13 protein-coding genes and 1 tRNA gene are annotated in these 17,622 nt (G+C 45.8%); 11 read left to right on the top strand and 3 right to left on the bottom strand.

The window, feature by feature from the left end; genetic code table 11:
• The first annotated feature begins 33 nt into the window (after nucleotides 1–33).
• From PSE7367_RS01605 to PSE7367_RS01580, 6 genes are all read left to right on the top strand, one after another.
• A complete protein-coding gene (locus PSE7367_RS01605) occupies nucleotides 34–507 on the top strand; it encodes a pentapeptide repeat-containing protein (RefSeq protein ID WP_051037825.1) in 474 nt (157 codons plus the stop codon).
• A 21-nt stretch (nucleotides 508–528) separates the two neighbouring features.
• Nucleotides 529–1,250, top strand: a protein-coding gene (locus tag PSE7367_RS21440; RefSeq protein ID WP_156800320.1) for an IS1 family transposase whose coding sequence is annotated in 2 segments (ribosomal slippage) — nucleotides 529–835 and nucleotides 835–1,250 — 723 coding nt in all. Because the reading frame shifts where the segments join, the coding sequence is not laid out codon by codon here.
• A 98-nt stretch (nucleotides 1,251–1,348) separates the two neighbouring features.
• Nucleotides 1,349–2,941, top strand: coding sequence for a rhomboid family intramembrane serine protease (locus tag PSE7367_RS01595; protein WP_015163611.1), 1,593 nt, complete (start codon nucleotides 1,349–1,351; stop codon nucleotides 2,939–2,941).
• Nucleotides 2,942–3,670: 729 nt separating this feature from the next.
• A complete protein-coding gene (gene psaA / locus PSE7367_RS01590; RefSeq protein ID WP_015163610.1) occupies nucleotides 3,671–5,926 on the top strand; it encodes a photosystem I core protein PsaA in 2,256 nt (751 codons plus the stop codon).
• A 23-nt stretch (nucleotides 5,927–5,949) separates the two neighbouring features.
• Nucleotides 5,950–8,178, top strand: coding sequence for a photosystem I core protein PsaB (psaB, locus tag PSE7367_RS01585; RefSeq protein WP_015163609.1), 2,229 nt, complete (start codon nucleotides 5,950–5,952; stop codon nucleotides 8,176–8,178).
• A gap of 219 nt (nucleotides 8,179–8,397) precedes the next feature.
• Nucleotides 8,398–8,670: a hypothetical protein gene (locus PSE7367_RS01580; protein ID WP_015163608.1), complete on the top strand. Its 273-nt coding sequence runs from the start codon at nucleotides 8,398–8,400 to the stop codon at nucleotides 8,668–8,670.
• Nucleotides 8,671–9,115: 445 nt separating this feature from the next.
• Here the strand turns inward: PSE7367_RS01580 and PSE7367_RS01575 are convergent, their stop codons facing one another.
• The 3 genes from PSE7367_RS01575 to dtd form a co-directional block, all read right to left on the bottom strand.
• Nucleotides 9,116–10,729, bottom strand: coding sequence for a hypothetical protein (locus PSE7367_RS01575; RefSeq protein WP_015163607.1), 1,614 nt, complete (start codon nucleotides 10,727–10,729; stop codon nucleotides 9,116–9,118).
• Nucleotides 10,730–10,839: 110 nt separating this feature from the next.
• A complete protein-coding gene (locus PSE7367_RS01570; protein WP_015163606.1) occupies nucleotides 10,840–11,322 on the bottom strand; it encodes a globin family protein in 483 nt (160 codons plus the stop codon).
• A gap of 426 nt (nucleotides 11,323–11,748) precedes the next feature.
• The gene (gene dtd, locus PSE7367_RS01565) at nucleotides 11,749–12,231 is read right to left on the bottom strand and encodes a D-aminoacyl-tRNA deacylase (protein WP_015163605.1); all 483 of its coding nucleotides are present in this window, start codon (nucleotides 12,229–12,231) and stop codon (nucleotides 11,749–11,751) included.
• Nucleotides 12,232–12,388: 157 nt separating this feature from the next.
• Between dtd and PSE7367_RS01560 the strand changes: the two genes are divergently transcribed.
• The 5 genes from PSE7367_RS01560 (at nucleotide 12,389) to PSE7367_RS01540 (ending at nucleotide 17,443) form a co-directional block, all read left to right on the top strand.
• Complete coding sequence (locus PSE7367_RS01560; RefSeq protein WP_015163604.1) at nucleotides 12,389–12,865, top strand: hypothetical protein; 477 nt, start codon at nucleotides 12,389–12,391, stop codon at nucleotides 12,863–12,865.
• Between the two features lie 328 nt (nucleotides 12,866–13,193).
• The gene (locus tag PSE7367_RS01555; RefSeq protein ID WP_015163603.1) at nucleotides 13,194–14,258 is read left to right on the top strand and encodes a DnaJ domain-containing protein; all 1,065 of its coding nucleotides are present in this window, start codon (nucleotides 13,194–13,196) and stop codon (nucleotides 14,256–14,258) included.
• A 516-nt stretch (nucleotides 14,259–14,774) separates the two neighbouring features.
• Nucleotides 14,775–15,848 (top strand): J domain-containing protein, encoded by a 1,074-nt coding sequence (locus PSE7367_RS01550; protein ID WP_041698281.1) that lies wholly within the window; start codon nucleotides 14,775–14,777, stop codon nucleotides 15,846–15,848.
• 121 nt (nucleotides 15,849–15,969) lie between these two features.
• Nucleotides 15,970–17,181 (top strand): ATP phosphoribosyltransferase regulatory subunit, encoded by a 1,212-nt coding sequence (locus PSE7367_RS01545; RefSeq protein WP_015163601.1) that lies wholly within the window; start codon nucleotides 15,970–15,972, stop codon nucleotides 17,179–17,181.
• 188 nt (nucleotides 17,182–17,369) lie between these two features.
• A tRNA-Asp gene (locus tag PSE7367_RS01540) sits at nucleotides 17,370–17,443 on the top strand.
• Nucleotides 17,444–17,622 lie beyond the last annotated feature (179 nt).

Raw genomic sequence — 17,622 nt, 5'->3', positions numbered from 1 at the left:
CAATGGACTTTTTGACTAAACCTATAAAAAATTATGCGGCAACGCTTATTTAAATTATTTCAATCAACCCTGATTTTGGGGACGATCGTGATTCTGGCGATCGCAACCCTGATTATCTTGCCAGTTAATGCGATCGCTAAGCCCCTACCCTTTAGTCATGGATCATTGCAATCGCGCAATTTTTCTGGCATGGAACTGAGGGGCTCTGGGTTTGCCAATGCAAATATGGAAGATGCTAACTTTTCTAATGCGGATCTGCGCGGGGCAGTATTTAGTGCCTCAATTTTGCGTCATGCCAATCTCCATGGTGCAGATCTCAGCATTGGTTTGCTCGACCAGGTGGATTTTGCCAAGGCCGATCTCTCTGATGCCCTACTGATCGATGCGGTTTTATTACGCAGCACCTTTGATTATGTAGATATTACCGGCGCAGATTTTACCGATGCGCTACTGGATGGGGCGCAAGTTAATTTTGGTAGTCCACCAGAAGTAAGGATAATAGTATAGAAGATACCAAAATTCCCTCTCATGGATACATCAGAGCTAACTTGTCCAAAATGCAATTCATCTAAAATAGTCAAAAATGGCAGAATCCATAATGGCAAACAGAACTACAAGTGCAAGCATTGCGATCGGCAGTTTGTGGCCAATTGCGAGAAGAAATATATTTCTAGCGAGACTAAAGCGTTAATCGACAAACTTCTGCTAGAGCGAGTTTCACTGGCTGGAATTGCTAGAGTTGCAGATGTATCAGAAACATGGCTACAGCAATATGTTAATCAAAAATATGTCCAGGTGCCTCAACAAGTGCAGGTTCAGGACAAAAAAAGGGGTGCTTAACACTCCAGCTTGATGAAATGTGGTCATTTGTAGAAAAGAAACAAGCCAAAGTTTGGATTTGGTTAGCCATAGATGTTGATACCAGAGAGATAGTAGGAATGCATATCGGTTCGAGAGATGAAGATGGTGCTAAAGGATTATGGCAGTCTTTACCGCCAGTTTATCGACAATGTGCGGTTTGCTACACTGATTTTTGGCGTGCCTATGCTCAGGTAATTCCGAGCAAGCGCCATCAACCAGTTGGCAAAGGTTCAGGCTTAACTAATAGAATTGAGCGATTCAATTGCACACTTAGACAGAGAGCATCTAGGCTGGTTCGTAAAACTCTTTCTTTCTCAAAAAAGTTAGCTAACCATATTGGTGCACTCTGGCTTTTTATTCACTATTACAATTCATCCTTACTTGTTTAGCACTACCTTAATTTTTTATGTACTAAGGCCAAAGGGGTTAACTCCAAGACCGGCGTGAGCACAAGAGAGTCGCTGGGCTGCGATGATTAGGTAAATAAATGGATCTCAATGCAGTTTTGCTTTGGATGGTGTGCCTTTCTTGTGTCACCTTTGTGCTCAGATTTAGTAAATCTAGTGCGACCAGAGGTTGGGCGATCGTGGCGGCGATTATCTTGGCCATTACTTTTGTGCTTTGGACAGAATTTCCTGCACAAGCGGGATTATGGGGCGGTGGCCTGTGGATCTTGTTTATGCTAGTGCCCACCGTTAGTATGGCGGTGGTTAATAATCTGGCGGCAAGACAAAAATATCGATCGGCCAGACTGGTGGCAACCGGGCTGAAATTTTTACATCCCCTCGATGGTCTATGGCAATATCCGCTCCTGTTCAGGGCGCTGGAATTGGGACAGAATGGCGAGCTTGATCAGGCGATCGCAGTCCTGGCTAAATATCCCCGCCACGATCGTAATGGCTATCAAAATGCCCAGGCGCTGACTTTTCGGATCAAAGCAGAATGGGATCAATTATTGGTATGGTTGCAAGCTGAATATAACTCTGCCACCAGTAAATCTTCTTTGGCGGCCTACTATGCTAGAGCATTGGCTGAAACTGGCAAGCTGAATACCTTGCTAGAGATGCTTGATTACTATGAGCATCAAAATGCGGCGATCAGGATCAGGGATTTACTCTTGATCCGGATATTTGCCCTGGCTTTTTGTGGCGAGACTGAACAATTGGCCAGGTTGCTAAGCGATCGTCGTCTCAAGCATTTTTTGCCCGAAGCGCAGCAATTTTGGCTTGCAACTGCAGCGATGGTGGCTGGAGCCGGAACTGAACAGGAAATCAAAGCCAAGCAACAGCTTGAACAACTTGCCGCCGACACCAAAGATGCCATGCTCAAGCGGGCGATCGATTGGCGCTTGACGCAGCCATTGGCAAATCCCGATCAGGTGCTTACGCCGGTCAGCCAAAAAGTCTTACAAGATACTGCCTTAGAATCTGCCCATGAGGCTAAATATAGTGGTGCGTTGGCCTTTACCAGCGAAAGAATTTATGTCTCCTACGTTTTGATTGGCCTGAATCTGGCCATGTTTGCCCTGGAGATCGCCTTTGGTGGCAGCACTGACCTGGGCACACTCTATCAATTGGGAGCCTTAGATCCAATTGCAGTTCGGCATCAGGGTGAGTGGTGGCGCTTGGTAAATGCCATGTTTCTGCACTATGGCTATATCCATTTATTCATGAATATGATCGGCTTATATTTTCTGGGTGGTTTTGTGGAAACCAGTCTGGGCTGGTGGCGCTATTTATTGGTTTACCTATTTAGTGGTATCGGTTCAATGCTGACAGTGACGATTGTGGCATTTTTTGTCTCACCAGAACTACCCCAGATTACCGTGGGTGCTTCGGGGGCAATCATGGGTATGGTGGGGGCAACGGGGGCGCTCCTGTGGCTGGCCTGGCAGCGCGAAAGAGCCAAGGTTGCGGCGCGGCGACTCAGGACGGTTTTGTTCATTATTGGCTTGCAGGTATTCTTTGATTTTGCGGTGCCCAATGTCAGTTTTGTGGGGCATACATCTGGGCTTATTTTGGGGGCGATCGCTGGTTGGTTGGTTGCACCCCGCCATTCCTCTACCTCTGAGCAAAGGTAGAAATCATGCGATTTATTAAATAAATTAAATTAAGGTATTTGAGCGCAATCCAGATATCGTAGCTACTAGATTTAGAGCAATAAATAAGATAGTTGTTACAGTCAATCAGCAGGTATATGTAAGCTTGTGGACTTTTTTTTATTTAAACAATGAGTTCGACTGAATCTGTGGAAATAATAAATTGTCATTTCTGATGATCGCTCAAGCTCTCTACCGCAACCTTAGCGATCACTTGTCATTAAACTGAGTGTTGCTGAAATACTCAAATCAGCCTGAGTTTGCGGTTCTTGTATCTCAATACTGAGTTATGGGCAATATTTTTATTAAAAATCACATTAGGATCGATATTCCATAACGTTAACTTTACTTAAGCCTGTGAATGGCTGAGATCGCTACATAGCTGCATAAACAGGAGAGCAACACCCCCAATTCTGTTAAAAATTATTAAGCAATATGTAGAGAAGCAGCAACCAAAATTGATTGCGCTGGTGGCGATCGCAGTTCACGCATGGGCTCAGCCCTGATTTGCTAAGGACTTTTGTTGGTTTTAGCTAATTTGAACAAATGTTAACGCTAGTTCTGGATTGTCAGCCTCTGAACCTATAATGAGCACTTGAGCCAGCTAATCCTATAATCGTAGTTCTTATCTCATACATAAATCCCGAACGATAGGTAGGCGAAGCTCTTCAAGTAAAACTCCTATGTAGACAACGGGAGAGGAAAACCTCAATGACAGTTACTCCTGAAAAGGCAAAGGTCAGGGTAACAGTCGATCGTGACGCGGTTCCTACTTCATTCGAGAAGTGGGCTCAACCAGGTCACTTTGACCGTACCCTAAAGAAGGGACCCAAAACCACCACCTGGATTTGGAACCTTCATGCCGATGTCCATGACTTTGATAGTTTTTCGGATCTAGAAGACACCTCCCGCAAAATCTTTTCTGCCCATTTCGGGCATTTGGGTGTCATTTTTATCTGGCTAAGTGGTATGTACTACCACGGTGCCAAATTCTCCAACTATGTGGCCTGGCTGTCTGATCCTGTGGGGATCAAGCCAAGTGCGCAGGTTGTATGGCCAGTTGTTGGTCAAGATATTCTTAACGCCGATGTTGGTGGCGGTTTCCAGGGGATTCAAATCACCTCTGGGCTCTTCCACATGTGGCGTGCAGCTGGAATCACTAATGAATATCAGCTTCTGTGCACCGCGATCGGTGGTTTGGTAATGGCTGGCTTAATGTTTTTTGCCGGTTGGTTCCACTACCACAAAGCAGCACCTAAGCTGGAATGGTTCCAGAATGCTGAGTCAATGATGAACCACCACTTGGCTGGTTTGATTGGGCTTGGCTCGTTAGGTTGGGCTGGACACCAAATTCACGTGTCGATCCCGATTAACAAGCTGCTGAACTATGGTGTAGCACCGCAAGATATTGCTCTACCCCATGAGTTCATCCTCAATCCTTCCTTGATGGCAGAATTGTTTCCCCAAGGCTTTAGTCAAGGTGTAATGCCTTTCTTTACGCTGAACTGGGGTGTCTTTTCTGACTTCTTAACCTTCAAGGGTGGTTTGAACCCAGCAACCGGTTCGCTGTGGCTGACCGATCAGGCTCATCACCACTTGGCGATCGCTGTATTGTTCATCGTCGCTGGTCACATGTACCGCACCAATTGGGGCATTGGCCACAGCATGAAGGAAATTCTCGAAGCCCATAAAGATCCCCTTTTGATCGGTGGTACTGGTCACAAGGGTCTGTATGAGTTTATGACCAATTCCTGGCATGCTCAGTTGGCGGTTAACTTGGCTCTATTTGGTTCGCTATCGATCGTTGTGGCTCACCACATGTATGCGATGCCACCATATCCCTACTTGGCAGTCGATTACCCAACTCAGATTTCCCTATTCACTCACCATATGTGGATTGGCGGCTTCTGTATTTGCGGTGCGGCGGCTCACGCTGGGATTGCCATGATCCGTGATTATGATCCAGCCACAAACATGAATAATGTTTTGGATCGTCTATTGCGGCACCGGGATGCAATCATTTCCCACCTCAACTGGGTTTGTATCTTCCTTGGTTTCCACAGCTTCGGTCTATATATCCACAATGACACCATGCGTGCGTTTGGTCGTCCTCAGGATATGTTCTCCGATACTGGCATTCAGTTGCAGCCAATTTTTGCCCAGTGGATTCAAAATATCCACGCCAACACGATCGCTAGCACCGCACCCTATGCCGGTGACAGCGTTAGCCCCATCTTTGGTGGCGATATCGTAGCCCTTGGCGGCAAAATTGCCATGGCACCAATGACCCTTGGTACTGCCGACTTTATGGTGCACCACATTCATGCCTTCACGATCCACGTTACCGTGTTGATCCTGCTGAAGGGTGTGTTGTTCTCACGTAACTCTCGCTTGATTCCGGATAAATCTGAATTAGGTTTCCGCTTCCCCTGCGATGGTCCAGGTCGTGGCGGTACTTGCCAAGTATCAGCATGGGATCATGTTTTCTTGGGGCTGTTCTGGATGTATAACTGTATCTCGGTTGTAATCTTCCACTTTAGCTGGAAAATGCAATCGGACATATTCGGTACAGTTGGTGCAGATGGATCAATCTCACATATTACCGCAGGCAACTTTGCTCAAAGTTCTATCACCATCAATGGTTGGTTGAGAGACTTTCTTTGGGCTCAGGCTGCTAACGTAATCCAGTCCTATGGTTCGGCTCTATCGGCCTATGGACTAATTTTCTTGGGTGCTCACTTTATTTGGGCATTCTCACTCATGTTCCTCTTCAGTGGTCGCGGCTACTGGCAAGAACTAATTGAATCGATCGTATGGGCACACAACAAGCTCAGAGTTGCACCTGCAATTCAGCCTCGCGCGTTGAGCATTGTTCAAGGTCGTGCCGTAGGATTGGCTCACTACCTACTAGGTGGAATTGCCACAACTTGGGCATTCTTCCTGGCACGTTTTGGAGCACTCGGATAACAGCGAGGAGATAAGTAACAATTATGGCAACTAAATTTCCAAAGTTTAGCCAGGACCTCGCTAGCGATCCGACTACTCGTCGGATCTGGTATGCGATTGCTACGGCCAATGACTTTGAGAGCCATGATGGCGTTACCGAAGAGAGCCTTTATCAAAAGATTTTTGCTTCTCATTTCGGCCATCTGGCAATCATTTTCCTTTGGACCTCTGGCAATCTCTTCCACGTGGCCTGGCAAGGAAACTTCCAACAGTGGGTCAAAGATCCACTAAACACAAATCCCATTGCCCATGCAATTTGGGATCCTCAATTCGGTTCAGCTGCGGTTGATGCATTCACTCAAGGTGGTGCAAGCGGCCCAGTTGACATCTCTTATTCTGGTGTCTACCACTGGTGGTACACCATCGGCATGCGCACTGATTCAGACCTCTATTCTGGCGCGATCTTCCTGCTAATTTTTGCAGCGGTGCTCTTGTTTGCTGGTTGGCTACATTTGCAACCTAGCTTCAGACCTAGTTTGGCCTGGTTCAAGAATGCTGAGTCCCGTCTCAACCACCACTTGGCTGGTTTGTTTGGGGCAAGCTCATTGGCTTGGACTGGTCACCTAGTGCACGTAGCGATCCCAGAAGCTCGTGGTCAGCATGTCGGTTGGGATAACTTCTTGAGCGTAATGCCTCACCCAGAAGGGCTAAAGCCTTTCTTTACTGGGAATTGGGCTGCCTACGCACAGAATCCCGACACCGCCAACCATGTATTTGGTAGCGCCAGCGGCTCTGGTACAGCGATTTTGACTTTCCTGGGTGGTTTCCATCCTCAGACTGAGTCACTGTGGCTGACTGACATTGCCCATCACCATTTGGCGATCGCCGTATTGTTCATCGTGGCTGGCCACATGTACCGGACTAACTTCGGTATTGGTCACAGCATGAAGGAAATTATGGCGGCTCACAATCCACCTCCAGGTACTCCCTTTGGTGGCATGTTGGGTGAAGGTCATAAGGGCATGTATGACACCTATAATGAGTCTCTACATTTCCAACTAGGTTGGCACCTTGCTACCTTAGGTGTAGTTACCTCACTTGTAGCTCAGCACATGTACTCAATGCCGCCCTATGCTTTCATGGCTAAAGATTACACCACCATGTCGGCGCTCTATACCCATCACCAGTATATTGCTGGATTCTTGATGGCTGGAGCATTTGCCCACGGTGCGATCTTCCTGGTACGTGACTATGACCCTGAAGCTAACAAAAATAATGTGTTGGCACGGGTACTAGAGCATAAAGAAGCAATCATCTCCCACCTGAGCTGGGTATCACTATTCTTGGGCTTCCACACCCTGGGTATTTATGTCCACAATGACGTGATGCAGGCATTCGGTACACCCGAAAAGCAAATCTTGATTGAGCCTGTATTTGCCCAGTGGATTCAAGCTGCCCACGGTAAGGCTTTGTATGGTTTTGATGTGTTGCTATCTAATCCTGATAGTATTGCCGCAACTGCATGGCCTAACTATGGTGATGTGTGGCTACCTGGTTGGTTGGAAGGAATCAACAGTGATGCAAACTCGCTATTCCTGACGATCGGCCCTGGTGACTTCTTGATCCACCATGCGATCGCCCTGGGACTGCATACCACCACCTTGATTTTGGTCAAGGGTGCCCTTGATGCCCGTGGTTCTAAGCTAATGCCAGACAAAAAAGACTTTGGCTATAGCTTCCCTTGCGATGGCCCTGGTCGTGGCGGTACTTGCGACATCTCTGCTTGGGATGCCTTCTATCTAGCCATGTTCTGGATGTTGAACACAATTGGTTGGGTTACCTTCTATTGGCACTGGAAACACCTGTGCGTCTGGCAAGGCAACTTAGCTCAGTTCAATGAAGCCTCAGTCACGATTATGGGTTGGTTACGCGATTATCTGTGGCTGAACTCAGCGCAGCTAATCAATGGCTATAACCCCTATGGCATGAACAATATCTCGGTCTGGGCCTGGATGTTCCTGTTTGGACACCTGGTGTGGGCAACTGGATTTATGTTCTTGATCTCCTGGCGTGGCTACTGGCAAGAGTTGATCGAAACCCTAGTATGGGCACATCAACGCACTCCTCTTGCTCAGTTGGTTAGCTGGAAAGACAAGCCTGTGGCTCTTTCGATCGTCCAAGCTCGTTTGGTTGGTCTAGCCCACTTCACGGTTGGTTATATCTTTACCTACGCGGCATTTGTGATTGCATCGACGGCTACGGCCTTTGGCTAGCTAAGCTAGATTTATGAGTTGAGTTAGACCTTAGGTCTGATTAAATAATCAAACGAAAGGGGCTCCATTAAGTTGGGGCTCTTTTTGTATTGGGAGAATATCCGGCTAGTTAAATTAGCCTCAGCCATCTATTAAGTTATCAAACGATAACTTGACTGCCCCATAGAGCAATTGGTATAAATTGATACATAATCCTAAAAGTTGTTTTGGAGCAGGGTCATGGCTAAACTAATCTTAGATCGTCCCCAGAGTGAGGTTAAATGGTGTTCATTGCCCCAGGGCTGGTCAGGTAAACCACCAGAGCCCCGGCCAAATACCTGGGTGCAGCTATACAAAGGATTGAACCCCTATAGTGACTTAGAAGCAAAGTTGCTGTGTAAAGCTTCAGAGGATGAGTGGATCGCCTGGGTTCCCGATCATGGTGAAGCGGTGCTGCATATTAGCCAGTTTTGTGTTTATGCAGAATCACATCGGGATCTGCAGCTTAATTAAATTAATTATTAAAATTATTAATTAGACCGATCGCAGCAGCTTGAGGCATTGTCGATTACTTGAATGGTTAGATACACTTGCAAATTAGAACCATCGCTGATGCCTATTAACAATGCATTGGGGGTGCCAGCATTAGTATCCTTGAATTAAGTAAGAATTAACCGACATTCCGCGGTTTACTTTGGAAAATCAATAATTAAATTGATGATGCAATCCCAAAGCCCTTATTACCACGTAGCTTAGTCGATTTCACAAGAAAATGAGAGAACTGACTTAAGACTGATAAGCATATATACTGGCTCATAATAATTTGTCCAAATACAATATATAGAGTTTTAGATTGTTTGGGGCACTATATATAGCGCAAATATTTAATTGATCAATTTCGTTTTATAAGCGCGGAATGTGGGAATTAAGTAAGCAATGCCTTAATTGATGCTTATTTTTATTTGCGGCGATCGGTATATTCAATATATTCAATCTCCTCAGCAGCCATATTTTCCGGTGGGATTGGTTTGCTACCCACGTTTTTAATATTAATTACCTTGCTGAGCAGGTCATACCAGAATGAAGCACCCATTGATACGGCTAGGCCAGTAATAATCCAACCAGCGATCGTAATCAGCGAGATTTTCATAAACTCCTGACTGGCTGGGTTGGCAGGGGCAGGGCTCACAGGTTCTAGACTTGGGCTGCTACGACTAATTTTGCCATTACGAATCATCAATGGCAGCGTTATGGTATAGCCACGTTGCTTTTCACGGGTTAGGTCATATTGATCCCAGCCGATCGGCAAGGAAAGATTGTCCGCAGCCTGTTTAAGCTGGTCGATCGTTTCCTGGCTTAGCTCACCTTGATCACTAATATCATTGGTAACCACTTGTTCCGCCGAAGCATTGATCGCCGTACGCAAAGTCTGATCGCTACTAAGCCGCGACACAATGTGAAAGGTATCTGCATTAGCACCAACGGCAATCAGGAAACCAACGATGACAGCCACCAAACGCGCATTCCGCTTATAGACCCCGGAGGCTCTCACCATCGAATTATCAAACCAGTTTTCCACATCCGCCCGAAACTGCAAAAATTGATTTTCCGTATCCTTGATGCGGTCTTGAGCCTGATCCGCCAGGTCATAGAGCCTTTTATGCAGTCGATCGGAAATGGGGGGTAGCTTCTGAACCTTGGCAATTTCTGGATTGGTAACCAAGGCGGCATAGAGTAGCAAAGATTTGCGCATGGAATTAGTCAGCCCTGGCAAGGTAACGATCGAGCGTTTGATCTCGGCATAGCGGGGATTTTCGCTATTAATTTCGCTCAGTGCTTTCTGATAGGCTTGTTGCACTTCCGCACTTCTGAGAATTAAAATCAATCGGAATACTTCAGATGGGTTGGGGCTGAGCTTGCGAGTCAAGGTCTGGAGCTTCTGTGGGGAGATCGATTCGCCATCATCATCGGCAAAAAACTGATTAAAATCTGCTGGGCTATTGCCTTTAGTTTCGGTGGCAATCCGGGCGATCGTTTCGGTCAGGGTAAATTTATTATATTCATAATCATCATAAATCTCTTCTAGTTCCCGGCTCTGATTGCTGAGTTTATTATCCAGGAAATCTCGCAATCGATAGAGTGCAAAGAACTTGCCGATTTCATCAAAGTGAAGGGTCTCTAACAGAGTATTTACAAAGGCATTAGAGCCAATATAAGAAGGCCCACTGCGTTGTTTATTACCAAAAATACCATCATTGCCTAAACGCAGCACATAACCAATTTTGTGATTAATGATGCGGGGAATCGAAGCAATAAAACCCTTGGCTTCGTGATTAAGATCTCTGATCGCTGGGTTTTCGTAGATAATATTGGCCAACTCACGCGATTGCCTGAGCATCTCTGGCTCATCGCTGTTACCAGCCAGCAACCCCTCGATCGATTCCTTTAAATGCACTGCTCGCCATTGCAAAATAGTGCTGAGTAATTCTTGAATTTCTGAGGATAGCAAACTCAAGACCAGGTATATGAAGATAATGCCGATGGCAATTTCTAATACCGCTGATAAACCCATATGCCTTGTTCCCGCAACAGCGCAGTAGTTGAGCCTGATTGGCTGCCTATTTTCTGCCTAATTGTAGGGATAATGGCGCGGATAAGCAAAACATCTTCAAAAGTCGTCACTTAAAGCTTAATATCATCGGCCAGGGCATTGCGAGTCAGCTCCAACAATGGGCAAACCAATTTAGCTTCCTGCTCAGTCAGGGATTGCTTTACAACTTCTTGCATAACCGCATAGGTGACATTACAACTTCGTTGGGCTTTAAAAGCCTGCATCACAGTCTGGAACCAGAATAGCAAATGCTCTTTTAAGCGATTGGTGTCATCGATCAATAGCGCCACAGCCGAGTAACGCAACACGCGACGGGTATCAGCTTTCCATTTGGCGGTAATATCTGTGCCAGAACTATTAAAAACATTTGGATCTTGCGATCGCACCTTTTCATAGGATTGCTCAACGATCGCGTTTTCTAGCTCTCTCAGTTTGTTGTAGGTGTTAATCCTGAGTTCATAGGAATGAATATAACCTTTCAAAAAAGTTAACTCATCGTCGGTGGCATAACGACCCTCTGCATCGACCGTCAATTGGCGTAGCTTACTCAACATCTTAATTATTTTCCCCTAGCAATTTCATTAATCCGATTCAATCTAATTTAAACTTGAAATTTCAAGCATGGGCTGGTAGCTACTTGCCAAATTCAACCCTGAGTCACGAACTGCGAGCAAAAGACTATGATTATCTCACTGCCCCATTAAATTTTTGCCAGCACTTGCATCAGCAATTACTCCGTTGAATAGCAATTGGCTAAGCCTAAATCAGCAAAGAAATCAAAATTTTATCTATTAATTTATATAGTGGTAGTAGAGCCAAAATCATCGGCTATAAGACATAAGACGAACAACCCAATCTGCTGATTGAGTAGGCTTAACAAGATTAGTCAATGCATGAGCTACGCTGAGGTAATTAATTGATTGATACTATTACTATATTGATACTAGTTTTGGCGTTTTGCAGGACTACGCTTAAAGCAATTACCGATCGCTTACCGATCGTTCTAGTATGAGCGTGACTGGCCCATCATTCTCGATCGCAACCTGCATCATCGCTCCAAAGATGCCCGTTTCCACCTTCAAGCCACTCTCGCGCAATTTTGCCACAAACTGCAAATACAATTCCTTAGCTCGATCGGGAGCGGCCGCTGCGCTAAACGATGGTCGCCTACCCTTGCGACAGTCACCATAGAGGGTGAACTGACTGATTACTAGCAACTCACCACCAATCTCGCGGATCGATCGCTCAAAGCTGCTGCCTTTGTCATTCTCATGATCCGCTTCATGATCTGCCGCTGGGAATAATCGTAGATCCAGGCATTTCCTGGCGATCCAATCCAATTCAGCGATCGTGTCCTGAGCGGTGATCCCCACCAAAATATTTAACCCCACCCCAATTTTGCCGACAACTTGGCCATCTACAACTACCTGGGATGCTCTAACTCTTTGAATGACTACACGCATAAGGACTTAAAAACTTAGTCGAAAATTATTGAAGACCTGAGCCTAATGTATATTCACATCACCTACTAAGAACTTGGCTTAGCTGTAATTGTAGTTATAGTAAGGCAGTAAAATTTGAACAGCCGTTACACATAATCGACTCAACTGACCCATTGCCATGCCCTCACGTAAATCTAAGCAACAATCGGAAAGTTGGTCAAAATGGTTATTGTCAATTTTCCTACTTTGTTTTTTTCAAGGTTGGTTACTGGCTCAAGCTTCGATCCTGGTGGGAGTATTTTTCGCCATTCTCACGCTTCCTACGATCGCAATTGTTTCTGGTTCATCCCATCGCACTGCCCATCAGCATATTTTTTCAAAACCAATTTTAACCTGTTGGAGTGTGGCGATCGCTTGGACAATCGCTGGCTCTATTGCTGATTTACAGGCAGGGGCGGTAAATATTCAGGTAACAGCCGCCGTGGGAGTAACGATGTTGATCGCCTCCGCGATCGCTTGGGCTTGGGTAATTGCGGCGATCGAGATCTGCACCAAGGTACTAGGGAGCTATGGTTGGATTGACAAACTTATCATTGTAGCCACTTGCTCATGGCTAGGATTGGGTTTGGGCTGGGCAATCTCAGCATGGCTTTAGGTACAAACGCTAGCGCCAATTGTCCTAGTGATGGTCTAATAATGGCTTTCAATCACTTCAACCTAAATGCCCTAGTTTCGATCCATTACCTTTACCTGGCGATCAAAAGAACGGAAAATAGAAGTGGGCGATCGTAGTAAATGCCATAAATGCCATAATTTAGCTTGATCGATACCCCATCTACATACTAGAATCTAAAAAAACTGTGCAAAGAAGTGCTTGTGATGCACATACCCAGGATCACATTTGCTTTTTAATAGTTTGATAACGGTTTGCATTAAAGAGGGTAAGTTAAGGTCAATTGTTCTGATGCACGGGGCAAATCTAAATGGTCCAAAGACATAAAGCACTGAGAATTGATCGGGGCATTGGTCAATTTGATTTCAATGATTACTATGCCGTGCTAGGTCTGCCGATCACAGCGGATGGGATTCAGGTCAGAAGACGTTATATTGGCATAGCGAAAAGACTTCACCCTGATGTTTATGGCAAAACTCCCGAAGAAAAAGAAAGAGCAACTCGCTTTTTAGCCAGATTAGTTAACCCTGCCTATAACGCTCTCAGCTACGAACGAGAGAAGGCGGAATATACCTCCCTGCTCAAATTACTGGCTCGCAAACTGATCAAAAAAAGACAGCGAGTGGTGCCGCGATCGGAGGAAGCACGCAAACTTTTGACGGCTCCTAGCCCTGCCGCCTATGAACAAGTGGTAAACGAGGTGGCTGAGTTTCAGTATCGTGAACTGGAAAATATTTTAGAGATTACTTCGATTCTAAGTGAATTAAATCTGGTTTATATCCTGACCCAAGCAGGCTATAAATATGTACCGCCCGCCAAACCGGCTCTAGGGGATGACACCAAGATTCAATCGCGCCTGACCACTGCCCAAAGAACCAGTGGTGGATATGCCGGCACAGCCAGTAGCTCAACATCTACTAGTCGTGGTTCGGCCTATGCTGGCAGTAATAGTAATGGTAGTTCTGGTCAGAATACGGCTGGTAATGCTGCTAATGCTGCCAATTCGGAGCGATCGGCTAAGCTCTTGCTGCAACAGCATCTTAAGGCAGCCGAGAGTTGTATTAAACAAAAGCAGTGGTCTGCGGCCTTAAAAGAGCTACGCAGTGCCCAGCGACTTGATGAGGCCAATAGTCGCGCCCATGCCCTACTGGGGATTGTTTATATGAACCAAAAGTTGGCCAGTATGGCAAAGTCTAGTTTTTTGAAGGCACTCAAGCTCAACCCCAATGAGACGATCGCCCTGGAGAACATCAACAAAATTGGCAAGATGTCCAGCAAGAGTAAGAGCAAAAGCAGTAGCAGCAACCAGAGCAGTAGTAAATCAAACCAAAAACAAGCAAATAAGGGCTGGTCATGGACTTTTTGGAAACGATAGCCTGTTAATTAATTAATCGCTTTACTTGAATTACGTTGGTATTACGTTAGTTCGCTAAAAAACGATCGCCAAGTTGGTGCAATTGTGGGCTGGCGATCCATTTAGATCTATTTGGCGCTACCAACATATACAGCAATTTTAAGACCAAGCTCAGTAATTTGCTCACTTGCCGCCCCCCACCAAAACTCAATTAATCCAAGCAATAACTAGATCTTGGCGATCGGTAGCAGAAATCAAAAGTAAAGAATTAATTTAAGTATTAATGAATGCTATCTCCAGCAAATAATTAGGGTAGGTTATATATAAATCTCATCATCAACAGGATTATTTGACTTCATGATCCTGAAGATCCTGAATTTGGGAAATAACTGAGTAATTGCCAGATGCATGCCCCATAGTCATAGCGCTCTGTCTGATTGCAAAATGTGACTGCTCCCAATTCATGAGAAGTAATTGGCTCCAGGATGGGCAAGATGGGAATAGGGCTTAATTTGTTGACGCACAATCGAATCATCAATGGAAACAGTTATGTTGCGATCGTCAGATTTATTAGGGCAGGTTGATATGGGTATCTGTAAATACAATGCCAATGATCACTATGCGGTGCTTGGAATCCCCGTTACGGCTGATACTGCCACCATTCGCCGCAGATATCTAAAAATCGCCAAAAGCCTGCATCCTGATGTGCATGGCCGCGATCCCCAGGATAAAGAAAAAGCCACACAGGTTTTTGCCAAAATTGTCAGCCCCGCGTATAACGCCCTGATGCATGAACGAGAGCGGGTGGAATATGGAGCATTGCTTAAGTTAATTGCCAAGCGGCTGATGAAAGGCAATCAAAAATTACAGCCTGAATCGGAAATTGCCCGCAAACTTTTATATGCGCCAAGTTTGGCCAACTACCAGAAATATGTAAAAGAGATCGCCGAACTGCAATATCAAGATATTGGTCAATCGATGGCTTATGTGGGTCAACTCAGCGAATTAAATCTGGTGTATCTGGCTACCCAGCAAGGCTACAACCATTTCAGCAATAGCGATACGTTGAGTATGCCCAGGGAAAAAATGGTGGAAACGGCTCAATCCCGCAACCCTGCCTCTCAAGCAAGGCGATCGTCTAGTCCCAGTAGTTATAGTAACTCACAGACTACTGACTCTACCACTGCTGCACGAGCCAGAGAGCAAACCGCAGCCCGCAAAAGGAAAGCAGAGCAGTCGCCAGCAAACGCCAAGGCCTATGGGTTGGTCAAGCAAGCAGAAACCTATATTAATCAAAAGCAATGGGGACTGGCGCTCAAGGAACTACGTACCGCGCTCACCTTCGATCGCACCGATAGCAAGTGTTATGCATTGCTGGGGCTGGTATATTTGCATCAAAAGCAAGGTGGCATGGCGAAAGCAAGTTTCCAGCAAGCCTTAAAAATTAACCCCAAACAGCCGATCGCCCGTAAGTATATGGATAAGCTACTCAGCAAAACTGGTAATACTAGTAATAAAAGCCAAACTACCAAGGGCAAGAGCCAAACTAAAACCCAAACCAAAAAACAAGACAAGCAAAAAGGTGGGTTCTTTGGCTGGCTAGGTGGTTAGTAGAGAAATCTGTTTAGCTCAGCTTCTTAATACCTCTAGACTATTTAGACTGGATTGAACTATTCGGCCAATAAAGCCACTAAATAAGTTACGATCCATCTGAACAGATTTATGGATAAGCATGGTGCATCATCTTCCCACTGGAGCTAAGGATTTGCTCCCCCTTGATGTTGCTCAAAAACATTGGATCGAAAGCCGTCTTCAGGATGTTTTTCAATCCTGGGGTTATCAGCGCATTATTACTCCTACTTTGGAACGGTTGGAAACCCTCACCGCAGGCGGAGCCGTTAGACCAGAAGCAGTAATTCAACTCAGGGACAATGACTCAGAAATATTGGGACTGCGGCCAGAGCTAACCGCCTCGATCGCCCGTGCCTATGCACCACGCCTGGACAAGGATCGGCTGCCCCATCCCCAGCGGCTTTACTATAACGCCAACATATTCCGACAATTGCCTGCCAGCGGCTATCCCAGTCAGCAGGAATATTATCAATCGGGTGTGGAGCTATTGGGCGGATCGGGCGTGATCGCTGATGCGGAAGTTTTACTGTTGCTGGCCGAATGCTTGAAGCAACTCCGACTAGACCAATGGCAAATTATTTTGGGCGAGGCGGGCTTAACTAGCAAATTGCTTAAGGTATTTCCGCGCCAATGTGCCCAACAGGTGCGGCATTGTATTGCCCATCTCGATCGCGTCCAGCTTGAAAGTCTAGATATTGCCGAAGAGCAAAAAAACTGGGCGTTGCAACTATTTGAGCTGCGCGGCACCCCCCGTGATGTTTTAAACAAGGTCAAGTCTTTACCTTGGACATCTAAAATCGACCATGAGCTAGAGCATCTGCGAGCCCTGGTCGAGACCTGGGAGGCGTTTGGTCTGGCCGATCGAATGGTTCTGGACTTGAGCCTGATTCAACCCTTTGATTATTACACTGGGATTGTGTTTGAAGTAATCAGTAATAATGCGATCGTGGCTCAGGGTGGGCGTTATGATCAACTCTTGGGGTTATATCATCCCCAGGGTAAAAGTTTCCCCAGCGTTGGTTTTTGTCTGAATCTAGAAGATTTACAAAAGGTGTTGGGGGCAGTTTTACCGCTGCAATCGCCACCAAGTCGCTGGTTGGTGGTCGCCACCAATGAAACCACGCCCAAGTTAACCCAAGCAATTTTTGCCCATGCCAGTAAGTTACGCCATGAACACCAGGGGCAATCGGTGGAGATTGAATTGGAGTCTCGATCGCCAGATGTGGTGAGAACCTATGCCCGATCGCGCCGAATCAGTCAGATCGCCTGGGTTAGTGATGTGGATAAGGTGATGGTAGAGACAGTGGATTAGCGATTGTAGGGGGTATTTAGAGCAGCTCCGATATGCCAAGTTACTATCTGGATCGGGTCAAAGAGACTGACTGACGAAAAAAATATCGCCAATGGTTGACAAAACCGTCGATAATCATGACAATGGAGATCGCTCAAAAACGAGCTAAGAGATTTTAACCCTTTTTAAATTTTGGTAATTCTCTCTTTGGGCCTGTAGTTCAACTGGTTAGAGCACCGCCCTGTCACGGCGGAAGTTGCGGGTTCGAATCCCGTCAGGCCCGTTTTTAATTAATCAACATCTATCAATTATTCGTTAAGGTAATGGGGCTAGTGAAATAGCCTTTTTTTATTGATTAAACCGATCGCCTTCAGTTGCTTAATCGACTAGCTGAACTCAATCAGTCTTTGCCGCTCTTAACTTGTAGTTATTGGGTATCGTTTAATAACTCTAATGCCTCAT

The sequence above is a fragment of the Pseudanabaena sp. PCC 7367 genome (assembly GCF_000317065.1).
In the GTDB taxonomy this organism is placed as follows: domain Bacteria; phylum Cyanobacteriota; class Cyanobacteriia; order Pseudanabaenales; family Pseudanabaenaceae; genus Thalassoporum; species Thalassoporum mexicanum.
The sequence above is the reverse complement of the archived record's forward strand: the minus strand, read 5'-3'. Positions and strand labels throughout refer to the sequence as shown.